Origin of the sequence: Aerococcus viridans, assembly GCF_002871935.1 — a bacterium.
Taxonomy (GTDB): Bacteria; Bacillota; Bacilli; order Lactobacillales; family Aerococcaceae; genus Aerococcus; species Aerococcus viridans_B.
Genome location: NZ_PNHQ01000001.1, coordinates 160,049 through 178,770 on the forward strand (window position 1 = coordinate 160,049; position 18,722 = coordinate 178,770).

The 18,722-nt window shown below is 37.6% G+C and carries 19 protein-coding genes; 3 read left to right on the forward strand and 16 right to left on the reverse strand.

Annotated features, from left to right (window positions below):
- Nucleotides 1–58: 58 nt before the first annotated feature.
- The 4 genes from CJ191_RS00845 to CJ191_RS00860 all read right to left on the reverse strand — a co-directional run bounded on the left by CJ191_RS00845 (nucleotide 59) and on the right by CJ191_RS00860 (nucleotide 5,435).
- Nucleotides 59–1,054, reverse strand: coding sequence for a ribose-phosphate diphosphokinase (locus tag CJ191_RS00845; RefSeq protein WP_070466815.1), 996 nt, complete (start codon nucleotides 1,052–1,054; stop codon nucleotides 59–61).
- Nucleotides 1,055–1,179: 125 nt separating this feature from the next.
- A complete protein-coding gene (glmU, locus tag CJ191_RS00850; RefSeq protein WP_102198672.1) occupies nucleotides 1,180–2,559 on the reverse strand; it encodes a bifunctional UDP-N-acetylglucosamine diphosphorylase/glucosamine-1-phosphate N-acetyltransferase GlmU in 1,380 nt (459 codons plus the stop codon).
- A gap of 89 nt (nucleotides 2,560–2,648) precedes the next feature.
- On the reverse strand, nucleotides 2,649–3,998 hold the full coding sequence (locus CJ191_RS00855) for a DEAD/DEAH box helicase (RefSeq protein ID WP_102198673.1): 1,350 nt from the start codon (nucleotides 3,996–3,998) through the stop codon (nucleotides 2,649–2,651).
- Between the two features lie 75 nt (nucleotides 3,999–4,073).
- Complete coding sequence (locus tag CJ191_RS00860) at nucleotides 4,074–5,435, reverse strand: metallophosphoesterase (RefSeq protein WP_102198674.1); 1,362 nt, start codon at nucleotides 5,433–5,435, stop codon at nucleotides 4,074–4,076.
- A 316-nt stretch (nucleotides 5,436–5,751) separates the two neighbouring features.
- Between CJ191_RS00860 and uvrC the strand changes: the two genes are divergently transcribed.
- Nucleotides 5,752–7,557, forward strand: coding sequence for an excinuclease ABC subunit UvrC (gene uvrC / locus CJ191_RS00865; RefSeq protein WP_102198675.1), 1,806 nt, complete (start codon nucleotides 5,752–5,754; stop codon nucleotides 7,555–7,557).
- A 119-nt stretch (nucleotides 7,558–7,676) separates the two neighbouring features.
- Here uvrC and CJ191_RS00870 read toward each other — a convergent pair whose 3' ends face one another.
- The 9 genes from CJ191_RS00870 to CJ191_RS00910 all read right to left on the reverse strand — a co-directional run bounded on the left by CJ191_RS00870 (nucleotide 7,677) and on the right by CJ191_RS00910 (nucleotide 14,366).
- A complete protein-coding gene (locus CJ191_RS00870; protein WP_083272695.1) occupies nucleotides 7,677–7,805 on the reverse strand; it encodes a YvrJ family protein in 129 nt (42 codons plus the stop codon).
- Nucleotides 7,806–7,873: 68 nt separating this feature from the next.
- Nucleotides 7,874–9,610, reverse strand: a complete 1,737-nt coding sequence (locus CJ191_RS00875) for a DUF975 family protein (RefSeq protein ID WP_102198676.1) — start codon at nucleotides 9,608–9,610, stop codon at nucleotides 7,874–7,876.
- A 119-nt stretch (nucleotides 9,611–9,729) separates the two neighbouring features.
- Entirely contained in the window at nucleotides 9,730–10,563 is an 834-nt protein-coding gene (locus tag CJ191_RS00880; protein ID WP_102198677.1) for an alpha/beta hydrolase, read from the reverse strand.
- The gene (locus tag CJ191_RS00885; protein WP_102198678.1) at nucleotides 10,563–10,742 is read right to left on the reverse strand and encodes a hypothetical protein; all 180 of its coding nucleotides are present in this window, start codon (nucleotides 10,740–10,742) and stop codon (nucleotides 10,563–10,565) included. The genes CJ191_RS00880 and CJ191_RS00885 overlap by 1 nt, the downstream gene beginning before the upstream one ends.
- 173 nt (nucleotides 10,743–10,915) lie before the next feature.
- Nucleotides 10,916–11,662, reverse strand: coding sequence for a YwaF family protein (locus CJ191_RS00890; RefSeq protein ID WP_102198679.1), 747 nt, complete (start codon nucleotides 11,660–11,662; stop codon nucleotides 10,916–10,918).
- Between the two features lie 277 nt (nucleotides 11,663–11,939).
- Nucleotides 11,940–12,752 carry a hypothetical protein gene (locus CJ191_RS00895; protein ID WP_070466830.1) on the reverse strand — a complete coding sequence of 271 codons (813 nt, stop codon included), beginning with the start codon at nucleotides 12,750–12,752 and terminating at the stop codon, nucleotides 11,940–11,942.
- 55 nt (nucleotides 12,753–12,807) lie between these two features.
- On the reverse strand, nucleotides 12,808–13,077 hold the full coding sequence (locus tag CJ191_RS00900) for a barstar family protein (RefSeq protein WP_070466832.1): 270 nt from the start codon (nucleotides 13,075–13,077) through the stop codon (nucleotides 12,808–12,810).
- 18 nt (nucleotides 13,078–13,095) lie between these two features.
- Nucleotides 13,096–13,656: a ribonuclease domain-containing protein gene (locus CJ191_RS00905; protein WP_070466833.1), complete on the reverse strand. Its 561-nt coding sequence runs from the start codon at nucleotides 13,654–13,656 to the stop codon at nucleotides 13,096–13,098.
- An 86-nt stretch (nucleotides 13,657–13,742) separates the two neighbouring features.
- Nucleotides 13,743–14,366, reverse strand: coding sequence for a carbonic anhydrase (locus CJ191_RS00910; RefSeq protein WP_070466835.1), 624 nt, complete (start codon nucleotides 14,364–14,366; stop codon nucleotides 13,743–13,745).
- Between the two features lie 193 nt (nucleotides 14,367–14,559).
- Here CJ191_RS00910 and CJ191_RS00915 point away from each other — a divergent pair, with 193 nt between their 5' ends.
- Nucleotides 14,560–16,023: a phosphate:AMP phosphotransferase gene (locus CJ191_RS00915; RefSeq protein WP_070466837.1), complete on the forward strand. Its 1,464-nt coding sequence runs from the start codon at nucleotides 14,560–14,562 to the stop codon at nucleotides 16,021–16,023.
- Nucleotides 16,024–16,081: 58 nt separating this feature from the next.
- On the opposite strand, the gene CJ191_RS00920 is transcribed toward CJ191_RS00915, so the two are convergent.
- Nucleotides 16,082–16,705 (reverse strand): hypothetical protein, encoded by a 624-nt coding sequence (locus tag CJ191_RS00920; RefSeq protein WP_102198680.1) that lies wholly within the window; start codon nucleotides 16,703–16,705, stop codon nucleotides 16,082–16,084.
- Between the two features lie 143 nt (nucleotides 16,706–16,848).
- Nucleotides 16,849–17,229 carry a bacterocin transport accessory protein gene (locus CJ191_RS00925; protein WP_102198681.1) on the reverse strand — a complete coding sequence of 127 codons (381 nt, stop codon included), beginning with the start codon at nucleotides 17,227–17,229 and terminating at the stop codon, nucleotides 16,849–16,851.
- A gap of 125 nt (nucleotides 17,230–17,354) precedes the next feature.
- On the opposite strand from CJ191_RS00925, the gene CJ191_RS00930 reads away from it, so the two are divergent.
- Nucleotides 17,355–18,179, forward strand: a complete 825-nt coding sequence (locus tag CJ191_RS00930) for a metallophosphoesterase (RefSeq protein WP_070466842.1) — start codon at nucleotides 17,355–17,357, stop codon at nucleotides 18,177–18,179.
- A 91-nt stretch (nucleotides 18,180–18,270) separates the two neighbouring features.
- On the opposite strand, the gene CJ191_RS00935 is transcribed toward CJ191_RS00930, so the two are convergent.
- Nucleotides 18,271–18,722 (reverse strand): group II intron maturase-specific domain-containing protein (locus CJ191_RS00935; RefSeq protein WP_308409766.1); only part of this gene is annotated, 452 nt, incomplete at its 5' end.

Here is an 18,722-nt window from a genome sequence, read left to right on the forward strand (position 1 = left end):
AGTCTCACCAACAAGGTAAGGACTGCTTTTTTCTCAATTTAGATATATGTCAACCAACTTATTCAATAACATGGTGCATACCTTTGAATTTTTCATTAAATAACGGTGATACTGAACGATTTTCGTAGATACGCACAATAGCTTCCGCGATTAATTCAGCTACAGTTACTTGTTTAATTTTATCGATACGTTTTTCTTCTGTTAAGTAGATTGAATCAGAAACAACAACTTCATCTAATACTGAATCTTCCAAGCGTTGGATAGCTGGACCAGATAAAACTGGATGCGTACAACAAGCTACAACAGATAATGCGCCAGCATCTTTTATTGCTGATGCTGCAAGGGTAATAGTACCAGCAGTATCAATCATATCATCGATGATAATAGCGTGACGATTCGAAACATCCCCTACGATATTCATCACTTCAGCTACATTGGCTTTTGGACGACGCTTATCAATGATAGCAATTGGCGCTTTCAAGAATTCAGCTAGCTTACGTGCACGTGTTACACCACCATGGTCTGGTGATACCACAACGATGTCTGAATCAATGTATCTTTCATGGTTTAAAAAGTATTCAGCTAGTAATGGCGCACCATAAAGGTGGTCAACAGGTACTTCAAAGAAACCTTGAATTTGTGCTGCATGTAAGTCTAAAGCAAGAATACGTGTTGCGCCAGCATTTTCCATCATACGTGCTACTAACTTGGCCGTGATTGGTTCACGTGGTTGAGCCTTACGGTCTTGGCGTGCGTAGCCAAAGTAAGGAATTACCACGTTAATTGTTTTCGCACTTGCACGACGACAAGCATCAATCATGATTAACATTTCCATCAAGTTATCATTAACTGGGTCAGATGTTGATTGGATGATGTAAACATGGTCTCCGCGAATGGATTCCTCAATTGCAATTTTAATCTCACCATCACTAAAGTGTGACACTGAAATATGACCTAACTCGACACCCATTGAAGTTGCAATTTTTTCAGCAAGTTCTTTGTTTGAACTCAATGAAAAGATTTTTAGTCTATGATCGACTATAGATTCTGACATTTTTTTCCCTCCACAATACTGAATGATCAGACACTCTTATCGTACCTATTCTACCATAGAAAAATGACGATTGTTAGCTAAATAGCGAACCGAAAAATGTGAATTTGATTACAATTTTTGCAATCTTAATCTTTTTTACCAATTGGCAGTCTATCCCAAAATCCCGCTTTATTTTCCTGACGTGAACGCGCAATGGCTAAAGCCTTACTTGGCACATCCTTAGTAATTGTAGATCCCGCTGCTAAAAAGGCATTTGCTTCAATATTTACTGGTGAAATGATCGTTACATCAGATCCGATAAATGAATTATCGCCAATTGTTGAATGATGTTTATTGACACCATCATAGTTTGCAAAAATAACACCGCAAGATACGTTAATATTCTTCCCTAAAGTAGCATCGCCAATATAAGTTAAGTGACCAACTTTAGTGCCTTCACCGATATGGGCTTTTTTAATTTCTACAAAGTTACCAATATGTGCATTTTCATCGATAATAGATGCTGGACGTAAATGAGCATTTGGTCCAATATCCACGCCATCTTTTACTTGACTTTCTTCAATTTCGGATGCTCGCACTTTCACACGGTCACCAATCTTGGAATCACGAATCGTTGTTCCAGCATAAATATGGCAGTCTTTACCGATAACTGTATCTCCTTTAAGGTAAACATTCGGTTCAATCACAGTATCTGCACCAATTTTAACATCTGCCTCAATGTAGACTGATGACGGATCTACAATAGTTACACCATTACGCATATGTTCTTCATTGATGCGTTTAAACATCGTTTGGTTTGCTTGAGCTAATGCCACACGGTCATTTACACCAAGTGACTCATCAAGATTATCCATTTGGAAAGCCCCTACAGGTTCGCCAGCATCTTTCAAAATGCCAATCACATCCGGTAAGTAATACTCACCTTGTGCATTGTCATTACCTACTTTATTTAAAGCATCAAATAATAAAGCATTGTCAAAAACATAAGTTCCTGTATTGATTTCAGTAATTAATTTTTCTGCATCATTAGCATCTTTTTGCTCAACGATTTTAACTACTTGACCTTTTTTATCCCGTACGATTCGACCGTAACCAGTTGGATCATCAGCTGGTGCAGTTAAAATAGTCGCTTTAAAACCAGCTTCTTCATGAACATCTAACAAACGCGCAATCGTGTCTGCTGTAAATAAAGGTGTATCCCCACAGATCACTAAAGTAGTCCCATTTTTATCAGCTAAAGCATTAGCTGCTTGCTGCACAGCGTGCCCAGTACCCAATTGTTCCGTTTGTGTAGTGTATGACGTACGGTCACCTAACAAGTCCTTCACAGCATCAGCACCATGACCAACAATTGTCACTACTTCATCAATACCAGCCTTATTCACGCTAGTTAACACATGGTCTACCATTGATTTACCCGCTACTGGGTGTAACACCTTATACAACTTAGACTTCATTCGAGTCCCTTTACCTGCTGCTAGAATCACTGCATAACGGTTGCGCATTATGTATATTCACTCCTCTAAAATCATTCATCATTATTGATAGTTGCTACTTTATTGTATCTAATTTAATGCCATTCGACCAGTCCAGATTACCCCTTGTGTCGTCTAGCACCTTTATTCTTGTGATCCCGTTTCCGGTTCTTCTTACGCGTCTTAGCCGAAGGTGTCGATTTATGCTCTTTCTTAGCCTTCTTCACCTTTGGTTTCGCTTTAACAAGCTTATCTTCTTTCTCCTTTGGTAAATCTTCATCACGCTGACTTGCACTCGGTACTTGATCAGTCAGTTGACCTCCATAAGTATAGAATGCGGTGAGACGAATATCATCACCAACTTGTTTTTTTAAATCTCTTAGCGAACGATCATTCACGAATGTCAATACGATGCCGTCTTTACCCATCCGGCCAGTTCGACCTGCACGGTGAATATATTGTTCAGGTGTTGCCGGTAAATCATATTGAATCACTAAAGGTAGGTCATCAATATCTAAACCACGAGCAGCCACATCCGTTGTGAACAAGTACGTATATTCGCCCTTAGTAAATTTTTTGATGGCTTGCTGACGGTTTTGTGCGGCCATTTTCGAATGTAGGTAGGCTGTTTGAATATGGTTAAATTGTAGCTTTTGTTGCAATTGCTCAATTTCTGCCACGGTTCTAACAAAAACCAAAGCTTGCATCCCATCAATTTGTGCTAGACGACGTAGCATATCATCACGTTTACGAACGGGCACGGTAATATAACCATCCCGTCTTTGCGTTTCAAAGGCAGCACCTATTTTTTTAGTCGCTAATGCCACAACTGGCTCAGCTAACAAGTCACTAGCTAAGTCTGTTAAGGTATCTGGTACGGTTGCTGAAAATAAAGCTACTTGTGCGCTACCTGGTAATTTTTTTGCTAATTGTTTTGTTTGTAAGATATGCTCTTGATCCAGTAAGGCATCTGCTTCATCAATAATCATCGTATCTACTTCATGGACTTTCAATTTTCGTTGATCAATCAACTCAATCATCCGGCCAGAAGTGCCCACAATAATGTCTGGTCTTTCACGAATTTTTTCAATTTGGCGTTTGACATTGGCACCACCAATAATTTTCAAAGCCTTAAAGTCAACTGCACGAGCCCAATCTTGCACTACGTCTCCGACTTGAGAAGCTAATTCCTGAGAAGGTACTAAAACAATCAACTTTACACCACCATTATATTGCTTTTCTCCTTCGCGGTTGATAACCATCCTGCTTAAAATAGGCAATAAGTAAGCCAAAGTTTTCCCAGATCCTGTTGGTGCAGATGCGATGACACTTTTTGCATCATACATGGGTTGGAAAGCGTCCGTTTGAATATCAGTTGCTTGATCAAACCCAGCTGACTGCCACTTTTCTTGAAGTGCTACAGGCAATCGGCTGATAAAATTCGTCATTTGTGTATCATTTTCTGTCATTTTTTTCCTCTATTTCTTCACTATCTACAAAAGATAAGGGCCATGGTTTGGCCCTCACTTATTATTGTGTAATTCCTATTGTTTCTTAGGGTCCTTCACAATAAATACTTCTTCATTTAAATGATCAGAGAAAACTTCCTCTGTGCCTACATTTTCATCTACGACAGTTTTTTCATTGGTTTCTGGGTCTAATAAGATATAAGGCGATTGAATACTCGGATTGTGTGGTACTTTTTCTTCATCTGCTTCATATTTAGGCCGTTCTATACTTGAACGATCTACTACATCATCATCGTAGTCATTATTTTCTATAAAAGGATTTTCTCTTGGATCTCTCATGCCCTCTTCCTCCTTATTTTCAAACAATGTATAGGCATCCACTGTCCTATCATTGTCAATGGCTTCAATAATTTCTTGGCTATCTGTGGCATCTGGTGAAACTGAATAATAACCGTGTGCTTCTGCTCGTTCTTTTTTACGGGCTAAATATTGTTTTTCTAATTGTTGTTTGGTTACGCCACCTTCTTGTTCAGTGATGTAATCAATAGATTTAGTTAATCCATCCACAGCACGTTCAATATCCGTTGTTAAATGTACCGCAATCACTTCTGGGCGGTTGTTTAAACGAATTGGGAAACTTGAAGCACCAATCCCGCGCGATACTACCATTTGTTTGTCAGGATTACCTGGCAAATAGAATACACCTGAAGTATATTTTGGTAATTTTCCTTGGTTAGGGGCAAATAATCCCCCAATACCTGGTATACGGATTTGACCCCCATGAGCATGTCCTGATAAAACTAAATCCGGTGATTTGTTGATATTTTCATGATACCGTAAGAAGGCTTCTGGATGATGCGCTAATAAGATCTTTGGTTGAGCCATTTGTTCAGTAGTCAATTCCACTGTTCTCAGTGCATCTCCAACTAAGAAATATTTGTTCATTTTATCATCTAAGCCCATTAAAGTCAGTGATTGCCCTCTATAGTTATAAGTAATTGCTCGGTCATTTAAATGAACAATACCTGCTGCGCCCATGGTGCGAACCAAAAGGTTATGTTGCAATGATGCTGCATCATGGTTACCAAAAGTAGCAAATGTTGGCGCAATGTCAGTCAAAGCTTTAAAGAATGTAAACAAGGTCGCTTCATCTAAATCAGAAGCATCTGTTTGCACAATATCTCCGGTAATGGCGATGATATTTGGCTGAATGTTGTAGACGTGATCTAAAATATCATTCAAGTTTACATTTTGGTCAGGCAAGTGTAAATCAGATAGGTGCGCAATGGTAAACCCATTTAAACTATCTTTGAAACGAGGATTCTCAACAAAATAATCTGTTGTGCCAACAGTATAGTTTTGCCACCTAACGTAAGCAGCACCTAGCGCTAAGGTACTCAAGCCTAATAATGTGTTGAAAGCCGATTTTTTTGCCATAACAATTCCTCCTTGGTTTCTATATCCATCGTAGACACATCCCGTAGTCTAGTAAAGCCTCTTTATCTATCTACATACGGTCTCTTATAAAAGACCCGCCTGTACTTGTTAACTTTGATGTTTATTCTACCATATTCAAAGCAATCCTTATAATACAAAGGTGATTTATAGGTCATCTACTGATTGAATACTCCATGGATTCACTAACACCACGCAATTTACTGCCAAAAAGCTTTTATGGGTGGTATAATAATAGATTGAACAGACTTTTGTTACCTGATCGAACACCGCTATACTAACGAAAGGAGACCAATTGATGGCCAGTGAGTTAATTGAAAATACCCTAAAACTTTTACCAGCCTTGCCTGGTTGCTATATTATGAAAAATGCGCAAGATCAAATTATTTATATTGGGAAGGCTAAAAATTTGAAGAATCGAGTACGTTCTTATTTCAAATCATCCCATACGGGTAAGACAGCGCAGCTTGTAAGCGAGATTCATCATTTCGATTATATTGTCACCCAAACCGATAAAGAGAGTTTGTTGTTGGAAATTAATCTCATTAAGAAACATCAACCTCACTATAATATCCGGTTAAAACATGGCACCATGTATCCTTATATTAAGATTACCAAAGAACGTGACCCGCAAATGATCATTACATCCGTAGTTGAAGATGATGGTGGCGAATATTTTGGTCCCTATCCAAATATTTATGCGGCAACAGGTACACTCGATTTGCTCCAAAAAACTTATCCCTTACGTAAATGTGGGAAGAATGAAAAGCGTGCTTGTTTTTATTACCATCTAGGACAGTGTATTGGCCCTTGCGACCATGAAGTTTCTGTTGAAGAATATGAAACGCAAAAAGCCCGGATTCGTCGTTTTTTAAATGGTGATGTGAAGCATATTAAAGATGACCTAAAAACAAAAATGGTAGCAGCTTCAGAAGATTTACAGTTTGAACGTGCGGCTGAGTACCGTGACCAAATCAATTATATTGAACAAACCGTAGAGCCACAAAATATTATGAGCAAGCAGTACAATGATCGTGATGTCTTTGCCTTTTACTTTGATAAAGGATGGATTTCAATCCAGGTATTCTTACTACGACAATTTTCCATTATTAAACGCGACTCCGCTCTTTTCCCAGTTTATTCTGATCCTGAAGAAGAGTTAACCTCATATATCGTTCAATTCTATCAGGAAGCCAATCATACTAAGCCAAAAGAAATTCTAGTACCTGGTAATTTAGATAATCAATTGATAGCTGAAACAGTTGAGGTAAAAGTAGCAACCCCAAAACGCGGGGACAAGTTTAAGATGCTACAAATGGCAGAACGTAACGCGAAAATTGCCCACTTGGACAAATTTAGACTGTTAGCGATGAAGGAACAAAAAACGACGGGGGCTATCGACCAATTATCGGAAGCTTTAAACTTACCATACTTGAAAGTGATTGAAAGCTTTGACCATTCCAATATTCAAGGAACTAACCCAGTATCCGCGATGGTCGTCTATGAAGATGGTCGTCCAAATAAGTCTATGTACCGAAAATATAAGATTAAAACGGTAGATGGGTCAAACGAATTTGCGACCACACAAGAAGTCATTCGTCGCCGATATAGCCGTCTCTTAAAAGAAGATGGTCAATTGCCTGATTTGATATTGATGGATGGTGGGGCTATAGAAGTAAATGCAGCTAGAGAAGTCTTAGAAGATGAACTTGGTTTGAATATACCAGTGGCTGGTATGGTCAAGGATGATAAACATAGGACAGCTAACCTAATCTATGGGGACCCTCTAGCAATTATACCACTTGACCCGCGGTCCCAAGCCTTCCATCTCTTACAACGAATTCAAGATGAGGTCCATCGGTTTGCCATTACTTTCCACCGCAAGACTAGAAGTAAACAATCTTTTACCTCTAAACTGGATAATATTAGTGGTGTAGGTCCTAAAACCCGGACGAAAGTTCTAAGGCATTTTAAAACAATGAAGGCCATCCGAGAAGCAACAATCGCAGATATACAATCCTTATCTATTCCAGAAAAAGTAGCCATAGAAATCCACAAAGCTGCTTGGGAGGGGCAAAAGAATAATCCTTATGACAATGAATGAGTAAATAAGGGAAACAATGCAGAAACAAGTCCACTAGACTTAGACCAAGCTATTCATCCTGATAATTAAACTAAAAAAGACGATTACCCATTCTCACTTGAATGGATAATCGTCTTTTCTTATTTTGCTAGTTTTTCTACGGCTGCAATTAGGTCATCAAGCTTTTTCTCGGTTCGTGTCATTAAATAGATAGACACAAATATAGGAAAACCAACATTGCCAATCAGCTGCATGGAAACATCTAACATATCCAAAACCACCACCTCCTTATCAAAAGGAACGATGACGGTTTGATTGATGACAAGTATTTGATTATTTATTTTTTATCTGGATCAATTTCCGGATCATAGTCTACGTCTTTTTCAAAGTCGTCCGGATTCAACATGCCATCCTCGCCGCTCTCAGCTTTATCTACGGCTATAATCATATCTTTGGCATCTTCAACTTTACCAAAATCAGTTCGATCTGGCGTATTGTAACCCATAATGTTATATGGCTTCTTGTCAAATGGTTGATCATCAACTCGGTCATTTGTTGCCTCTTGACCCCCAACAACATAGGAATGTCGAACAGCTTTAGATTCAGAGGCTGGACTAGCATTTAAATCAAAGTGTGGTTTCTCTTCCTTTGGTCTTGCTTGATTATAATCAGAAGCTTCCACAGTAAAGTGGTCACGTACTGCTGAAATTGGTCGCTCACTAGCTGTATAAGTCGCCACGTGAGGTTGACGTACATTAGGTTCTTGCCCTATTTGATAGGACCCACGTAAGGCTGAAGAACCAGTCATATTGTTATCTACTACTTGATTTTCTGCTTTATATTCATCAGATTCAACGTCTGTTTCAGCCGGCGTTTCACTAGTAGTTTCTTCGTCTTTACCAGCTTTCTCTTCATCTGCTAGCGAGAAAACAGCGGCAGCTCCGCCACTTTCACTAACATGATTATCTGCTTCAACTGGATGCACGTTAGTTGAATTTTTCTCCGTTTCAGCTTCGCTAACTGCTTGATTAGCAGCTATACCCGTTGCTACATCATTCGCTGGATGAATAGCTGTCGCATTTTCCGTAAAAGCTGGACGTTGTGCTGTATGATAGTTATTAACTGGTGTATCAGGTGTAAGGTCTAATTCTGGAAACGCCCGGTCTAAATCATCACCATAATCATCCGTAATTAAACGATACAATAAGGCAGTTGCGACCATTTGACGGATAGAATATTTGATTGAGAATACTATCAAGGCTATAGTTGCGATAACCGCTAAGACACCAATTAATATACCCCCATTTTGAAGGAATAAACCAAAAATCGTTAAAGCACCAAACATCACGATCGCTAATAAGATTGGATAAATGGCATTTTGGAAACTAATCCAAAATAGGGTCCACTTATTTCCCTTCATCATCACTTTAGAAACTTTCAATGGTTTTTTACCACCGATACGGTCATTATCAAATAGTAGGTAGTTATTCATTGCTAAACGTAGCGTAATAATCGTGATAAAAATGACATACAGTAAGGCAAATAGGGTAACGAGTCCTACAAAAACCCCCGCTAAACCAGATGCATCCCCTCCTGTGAAATCAGTTGGTGGCGTTAATGGTGCACCAATGAGATAAAAAATAGCTGCGCCAACTAGCCCAAGCACAACAGCAATTAGAATCGTCCATAAGGTGAAAACGGCGATGTAGATGATTTGATTCCAAATATTACGGAAATAACGTCTTTGGAAAGGTTCAAAAATGTTCCCAATATGGAAACGATCTTCATCTACTAATCGTAAAACCGACCAATCAACCCCTAATTGTAACGGTAAAGAGATAAATACACTGATTAATAATGAAGCAATACCAGCAACCGCTCCCATTGTTCCTGACATCGTTGTTGTACTAGATGAATCTCCCGTTCCTGTAATCATTTCAATTGCCCAAGTAATAAAACCAGTAATAACGCCAGTAATTAAAGTCGCACCCAAAATGGCCAGAGTGTTCCCTTGCTGGATAGCACTCGCTTCCTTATTAATCTCAGAAGCCTTTTGTGGAATTTTATAAGACATTTGACACACTCCTTTTGTTCATCCGTTTCAATTTGATCACTTACATTTTTTCTGATGTATGCAATAAATACTATATATATGATTATACATGAAAATCATTCAAACATTGAAAGAAAAGGTCATTTTCCTTCAATATCAGCCATGGTTGATAAGCCAAAGTTTTTTCTAAACCGTATACCAATTTCTCGTAATGCATCTTCAGATTGCGGCAATATCCCTATTTTATCTACAAAGCCATGGTCTAAACCGCGATAGCGGAAAAAGGAAATTGGTACACCATTAGTTACTAAACGCTTCGCATAGGCTTCTGACTCAATGCGTAAGAAATCATATTCTGCTGTCACAATAATCGTTGGCGGCATTTGTTGAATCGTTTTATTCGAAGCAAATAATGGCGATACTAGTGGGTCTTTAAGGTCTACATCTTTAGCATATAATTTATTAATATAATGCACACCAATACCCAGTGACTTAACGATAAAGGTAATCATTTCATCATTATCGTGGATATCATATTCATCTAGCGACCACTTATATTCTGCTGTTTCCTTCATCGCCATATTAACGATAGGGTAGAGAAGAATTTGTTGTTTAATCCAATGATTATCTGACTCAATATCAAAAATAGTCATAGCCGTGGCAATATTAGCGCCCGACGAATCTCCCATAACAGCTATTTTTTCTTGGTCTACACCTAGTAAATCAGCGTTATCCCGAATCCACCCTAACATAGCCAATCCATCTATTAAAGCATGGGGAAAAGGTTTTTCTGGTGCTAGACTATACGGAAATGCCACAACAACTGCACCGGTTTTATGCGCAATCCCTCTACAAGTGTTCTTTACCGTCTCAAAGGTGGTCCCTATGAAGCCACCCCCATGTATATAGAGTATGACAGGTGCTTTCTCTGCTGATCCTTGGCTTTCATCCGGATAAAACACCCGAGCGCGCATTAACCGTTCTTCAATTGGCCCCCTACATCAGAGGTGGGCAGTTTTTTGACAATAAATTCACCATTTGGAAAAGTCCGCTTCGTATAACGCTTTTGCATTAACTTCACTTGTTCATAATACCTTGAATCTGCTTGTATACGAGGTCGTCTCTGCCGTCCCAATGTTTGAATAATGCCCATAGCAATCTCCTTTCTAAACACCAACCTTTATAACTTATTTTAGATGACCATTTTCGTATTTTCAAGAAATGCCCTTTCAGCCATACTTTTAACTGACTGTAAATTTTTAAAAAAAGCACCTAGAGTCGGACTAGTGCCAACTCAGTGTGCGAAGATGTTTTCTCTGAAAGTAGCTAGGCAAAGTAGTTGAAGATACCGTAGCCAAGTAAAAATAATAACGAGGTAAAGACAAAGTTTCCTACTGCATAGGTTGAAAAGTTGACTTTATATAAAATTGGTAGCGGTCGATATTTCATATAGAAATAATTCCCGTCTGTTGATCGGTTAACCACTAATGCTACTAACCAGTAAATAACAAAGGCAACTAGTGAAAGGATTAAACCTCGAAAGGATGGTAACCAGCCGGTAGTAAAATAAGCAAAATAGGGAATTAAAATCGTTATGACATGGTTTAAGAAATAACTTAATCCCGAAATATGATAGATTTTGTTGATGCGACTGGGCATGAAGAAGGAGAAGTAGGCAAACAAGCCAAAATAGAATAAGACTTGCATGATCATTTGATTTCCTGTTACTAAGTAAAACATCCCCATAATCGTGGATATTCGGCAAATATGTAATGGTAAGGCTTGCTTTAAGTCAAATTTTGTTTCGAAATAATACCAAGAATATAAAAGAATCTGTTGCAAAAGAGAAATAGTAAACATTACGCGGCCAATGGCGACTTGATAAGTATAAATAAAGTCTCTAAATATAAACATAGCAAACAAAATAACGAAGAAGGCTAATAAATATAATATATGTGCCAGTGAAAATGCATTAATAAAAGGCGCATCAATACTGACACAACTCAAGTAAATCTTCTCTTTGAGATCAATATGTCTAGCGCTTTGACTTGTGTGTTTATCCCATGATTCCATGAAATCTTCACCATTATCCTTTCAATCCCATTCAAATAGTTTACATCCATCAATCTTCCTAGTAAAAGGTAATTATACAGTAGCAATCACAATTCAATTTCATCTTAACAGAGCCTTTCTAATTTGCTCAAGTAGAAAAGGCATCTGTAACGTGTTGTTTTTGTAAATAACTCATTTACCTATTTTTTACAATTGATAAGTTAATAAAAAGGCTTTAAAATGCCAATATGTATGGACATTTTAGAGCCTTTTATAAATATCTATTGGTTGTTTAATCTTAGCCTAACGCTGCAATTTCACGATCCATCTGTAAGACTATTGTGGCCAGCATATCACGCTCATAGCTAAATCGTCCACTACGAAAATGATAATCAATATTTTGTCGCGTCATATAGGTCATATTGGCAATTGCTGTAGCATAGCCTTTTTTAAACAGACCAGTGATAAAGTATTTCTTTTTATCTACTTGGTCAAAAATCTCTAGCCATTTACTGGTTTTCCGAGCTGAAAAATTAATATCTGACATCGATAATAATTTTTCATCATCCGCATATAAGACTTGCTTGGTCTGATCTAAGCTAATCAAGTCTTCACTTAGAAAATCTTGGGTGAGCATGCTACCATCTACATAAACAGGGGCTTGAATTTCATAAAGGAATGCTAATACCCGGGCAACTGGTGTTTGATTTCGGACAATATTTTGCCAATTAATTAATTGCATATTTAACAAACTATCTTCAAAGAAATTGGCATTATATAAAATATAACCCTCGCCTAATTTTTGTGCTTCTTCTAATACTTGTTCAGAATAGGTCAAGGACTGAGCAATATCTTCAGATAGACCTAGCCCGCCATTAATATGAATGGGGTAAATTGCCTGTTGTAATAATCGGTAGTATAAATATGCGGACATGCCATCAGCAAACAATATAGATTGTTTGTGAATCGCATGGTCTAATTGTACATTGTCAGACATTAAGACTGGTTGGAATTTACTTTTAATCATCTTGTGCGCTTGATTGATAATCTCAAGTGCTATCTGCTGATCTTTAATTGCCACCTCATAGGCTAATGTTAACATTACACCCATTTCTTCCCTCCTTTAATCATTTGTTCTCTTCGTTAAGACTTGCTTTGTCTTCATCTTACCTAAGAATGGTCAAGAATGCATTCTTTTCTTCTATATCCATTAATAATTTGACGAATTTTTTTGTATAATCACTTCCAATATGATCTGCTAATATATCTAAGTTTAGAAGATAGATATTGGTGATTTCTTTTCGTGAAGTGAGCATATCATTTAAGGCATCTAGATTAGCACCATAATAACTAGGAAAGTCTAATGCTTTTGCGATGTAGTCGTGCAATTCCTTTTTCCCATAAAGGTCTCGGCCATCAATAATAAGTGTTTGCATACTGGTCACTCCTTGTCATTAATAGAGCTGTTCGAAGGATTCATAGTGATCATCTGTATAGTAGATATCGCCGTCATCGGAAAAAATGATCCGCTCAGCTCCTCTAAAGCCACCGTCATAGTTGACATCTGCTTCTCGGTATTCATCTTCTTCTGGCAGTAGTCCTTCATAATTACCAAAGTAGTCGCCGCCTATCGACATACCTTCTGCAACTTCCCATAAGTTCCCTTCGCTAGATACCCAACCAAGGTCTTCAGCTTCTGATTTGCTGATAAAATTTTCTGGTAACTTATCAAATTCATCAATATATGCAGCAACTTCTTCTGGGCTTGTGTATGCCCCATCCTCTGATACTTGAATTTGATCTGTAGCCGTATTTGTTTGTTGGGTTGTTTCTTGGATTGATTCACTTGTTTCAACTTGCGTTTGGTTATTCTGGCTATTGCCTTGATTATTATTTGTCCAAGTTTCTTGTGAAGCATAAACTGTAAGTGCAGCTATGATTATTCCTATCATCGTCTTAGGGTTTTTGATCAGTCGTTGGATAGTCTCCAACTGATCTTTTTGCGGATTCATCATCTAACCCCCTCCTTAAAATCCTTCTAAAAATCGAAAAGAAAAACGTCCCTTCGAACTAAGGACGCTTCAATTATATTTATTTTAACTTAAAGTCTAGTAAATGTCTTGGTTTCAGGTTGATAAACTTCAACATAGCCTTCATCTGTATGAAAGTGCCATCCTGATACTTTCAAGGTGCCTGCTGCAACTCGTTCAGCAATAATAGGATAATCCATTAAATGATTGTATTGCGTGATAATATTTGCTTTTTCCATTAAATCACTTTTTGCAACTGGATCATCTAGCATTTCTAATTGATCTGCAATGGCCTCTTTGACAGGGTTTAATTGGCTAAGCCATTTCTTCAAATAGGGCATCTCGTCAAAATTAGCTGGTGGGTTAAGGCAAGTATTACAGCCCCCGCAGTTGATATGACCAAGTATAATAATATTTTCTACTTTTAAGGCAGTCACAGTAAAATCTAAACCTGCCTGTAGGGATAATATTGGATTTGGATCATTATATTCTGGTACGATATTTGCGATATTTCGAATTTGGAAAACCTCTCCAGGATCGGCTTGCAACAAGCTTTCAACATTGATACGGGAGTCACCACAGGTTATCACCAAAGTGTGTGGCGAATGGGTACGCGCTAATGACTCATAGATCACTTGCTTATCTTTATAGGCCGTTTCATGGAACTGATCGACCGCTTTTTTAAAATCTTTCATTCAGTTTTCCTTCTCTCTCACTTTTGTTCCTAATTATTTTATCATAAAATTCTAGGAATCTTTTAAAAATTTGTACGATTCTACCGAAAATAGCACAATCCTTATGCATTATTGCATTTATGCCTTATAATATATATAAGAAAATAAAGTTCACTAAGGATTGCTATTTTGCCAATAGAAAGAAGTGAAGCGGATGTTACCAAATAAAAATGTTGATAGAACAAGTATTCCAACTGATTTGCACGATATGAAGCGTTCAGAACTAGGAGATCAATTTGCTAAATTACATCGACAACTACAGGAAACACAAAAAAGTATGCTCGTCATCGTGGATGGTTGGGAAGCATCTGGCAAAGGATTCTTACTCAAAGATTTAACCCGTGAGCTGGACCCCAAACATTACGAAGTAGCTGTCTTCGAGGAGAGTACTTTGAAAGATGCACAACGCCCATATTTACGTCGTTTCTTTATGCGAGCACCCAAACGCGGTCAAATTGTTTTCTTCGACCGGTCTTTCTACTACGATCTCTTTCACCAATTGAATATGAAAGAAAAAAGGCTCAACCATCTCTTAAATGATATTTCATTTGTGGAGAAATCCTTGACTCAAGATGACACTTTAGTGGTAAAGTTCTTTATTCATCATAGTAAGGATGAAATGTCTGAGCGCATTAAAGCCTTAAAAAAAGAACCTTATCGAAAAGTACTTGTAACTGAGGAAGATGAGGACCAACTTAAAAATTATAAGGCTTACCGAAAACACTTTATCGATATACTCGCTAAAACAAACTTTAAAGAAACCCCTTGGCATATTTTACATATAGACGACCAAAAAGACCAATCACGCCTGGCACTCAAAACTTGTATTGATAGTCTTACAGATTGGCTAGCTAAAGATTTAACTAGACCACAAAAGGAACTACACTTTATTGATCATAGTCCAAATATTGTTGGGCAAATAGATCATTCTCCTTTCATTTCACAGGAAGACTATGACGATATCAAAGAAGATTTACAAAAACAGGCCGCAAATTTACTATTTAGAGCTTATCAGGAAAATAAGGGGGTTATTGTAGTCTATGAAGGTTCTGATGCAGCTGGAAAAGGTGGGAATTACCAACGCTTAACTCGGCTGATGGACCCACGCGGTTATGATGTTGCAACAGTCGCTGCACCAAATGATGAGGAAATACGGCATCATTACCTATGGCGTTTTTACCGCGACTTCCCTAGTTTAGGACGCATGACTATTTTTGACAGATCTTGGTATGGTCGAGTACTCGTTGAACGTATTGAAGGATTGACACCTGTATACCGTTGGCAAGAAGCTTATGCGGAAATAAATCAAATGGAACATAATATTACTAACCAAGATTATCTTTTATTAAAGTACCTCATTGTCATTGATAAAGATACGCAATACGATCGGTTTATGGGCCGGGAAAAAGATCCAGATAAACAATATAAGATCACAGATGAAGATTGGCGAAATCGAGACAAATTTGGCCTCTACAATACTGCAATGAATGAGATGTTAGCAGCTACCTCTACAAAAGAAGCACCTTGGAAAGTTATTTCTGGTGTCGATAAACGCTATGCTCGCATTACAGTATTAAAAGACTTCATCAAACGCATGGAAGCTTTCTTAGCAAAATAAAAAAGAACCCTTTCTGGAATCAAATTGATTCAATAGAAAGGGTTCTCTGCTTTAAAATTTACATTGATTGAGTTGTCGCATTAGCTGGTGTTTGCTGTAATAACCATGAGTAAGAGTACCCTGGGTCAGAACCTAGTTTTTCTGCTTCAACTCGTGATTGCGCAATTTGTTCATCACTATAACCATCTAATGCATCACTAGCCAAACCAACACGATCAATAATAATTTGTCGGTTTTCAGTTTGGTCAGGTAAGCTTGTCAATGCTTCACTAGTAGTATCTGCATCATCAAGTGTCGTTTGACTGTCTGATTCAACATCATTCGTAGTTACCTCTTCAGCAACTACTGATTCACTTGCTGGCGTTTCAACTTCTTCTTCCGCTAGAGTATTTTCATCAGTTGCGTCTTTCTCTGCTTGTACAGCTGTACTGTCTACGGGTGTCACTTCATGAGAAACTTGTCCTGAAGTTTGCTCACTATTATCTATTTCTTCAGTACTTATATCACTATCTAGTTGATCTGTTAATACACTACTAGATGTATTAGTATTAACTTGTGCTACTTCTACATTATTTGTATATAAATTTTGTGCATGCTCCTGTGCTTGAACTTGGGTAATGGTATATCCAGCTGTAAGTACAGCTGCGGTGAGTAATCCCATCACTACTTTTGGCGTTTTCATTACTATCACACCTTTCTATACTTATCAGTCTAAAGAAAAATATAGATATATTCAAACGATTTCATGGGCTTTTAATCTTTCTTAAGGGTTTAATAAGATTCTATTTATGAATTAAGTTATGCGACCTATCTAGCAACTATCATTTATCCATAAATAGCTTGCGCAATTTTATCCACAGAATCTGAAGAATCCGCATTTAAATTTTTAAATTTACCATCGCCACCAATATATACTAAAGAAGGCACTGTCTTAGCACCAACTTCAAAACGAAAGTCAGATAATGCATCATCTGTTACTGTTTGTTCAGAGTTTAAGTAATATGTATTATTCACATCATTACCTAAAGCTTGAATCAATTTTGGCAAATATTTACGACAGAATGGACAAGTAGAACGACCAATAAAAAGCAATTTCGCTTCATCATCCTCTAACATCTCTTGTGCAACATTTGCAGTTATCTCATTAAAATCCTTCACTTTTTCCTCAAATTCATCTTGTGTGAACGGTTGAATATCATCTACCATATCAAATACCTCCTAATTTTTATTCCTTAGATTTATGGTATGCTTTAAAGCATAGAAATTCAATTAATATGCCTTTTCAATCCATATGGTAAAATAGGGATAATGCCAAAATAAGGATGAAACAAATGAAACTAGGATTTATTTCTGATATACATATTGACCGGGGGAAGAACCACAAAGAAACAGATTTTCTAAACACACTTTCTGCCTACATCAATGATAAAGAAATCGATGAAGTATATATAGGTGGCGATATCTCTAACCATTATGAGAAGACCATTCGCTTTGTAGAAAAATTGCAAGCCCTCTCTGGTTGTAAAATCTACTTTGTACCCGGTAATCATGATTATTGGGAACCTAAACAAGAAAGAAAACATACACTATCCATTCATGATACTTTTAAAAGTCATCCACAAAGCTTATTAAACAAGTCTCTAATGGTCAAAAAAGATACTGCGATTGTTGGTCATATTGGATGGTACAACCATGCTTATCATGATCCAGCATTTACAGAAGATCAATTAGAACGTGGTCGTTATAAGCTCGTTACTTGGCAAGACAAAGTCAGATTAGACTGGCAAACGACGGATAAGGAAGTTTCTAAAACCTTTGCGCAAGAAACCATGGAAACATTAGATCAAGTTATGAAAAAACATACTCCCAAAAATATTATTCTACTTACTCATGTCATTACAATTCCTGAATTTACAATTCCCATGCCGCACCGAGTCTTTGATTTTTTTAATGCCTATATCGCAACTGATGACTACTTACCCTTCTATCAAAACTATCCAATTAAAACGTCTATCATGGGACATGTCCATATCAGACATCAAATCCACCATGGCAATCAACACTTCATTAGCAATAGTTTAGCCTATGAACGTGAATGGCGTAACAATGACCTCTATCATGAGATCGATCACGCCATGTATATAATAGAGGTTTAAATTTATACTGATAGAAAGATAAATCGAGTAGGAGGAAGCTTTCGATTCCGACCTCTCACACCACCGTGCGTACGGTTCCGTACACGGCGGTTCAATATTTTGCGTAAGCAGACTCTACTAATTGGTTTAAAGGCACTAAGCCCCAATGGTAGAGTCTTTTTGTTGAAAATGCCACGTGTAATTGTAGATTTATTGACAATCGCCAGTACTTCTTGCGTGAATATGCAATGCGTTTGGCAGAATCAGTATCAAGTCCATAGGACTTTAATTTTCTAATGATTGTCTTTGGTCGATTCCAACGTTTAAGAATAAGCTGTCTAATTCTGCGATGTAGCCATTGTTCTATCCTCTGGATGAAGGTTTTTATGAATCCCAGTCCAAAATAGTTAATCCAGCCTCGTGTAACTCGATTGATTTGTTGTATAATTTCTTTGGACGTACCAGGTCTTTTGCGACTAGTCAATCGTTTCAAAGTACGTTTGAATTTCTGCTTTGCCTGCTTGGTAGGGATAAAACGACATTGGCCATTCATTGTATGAATCA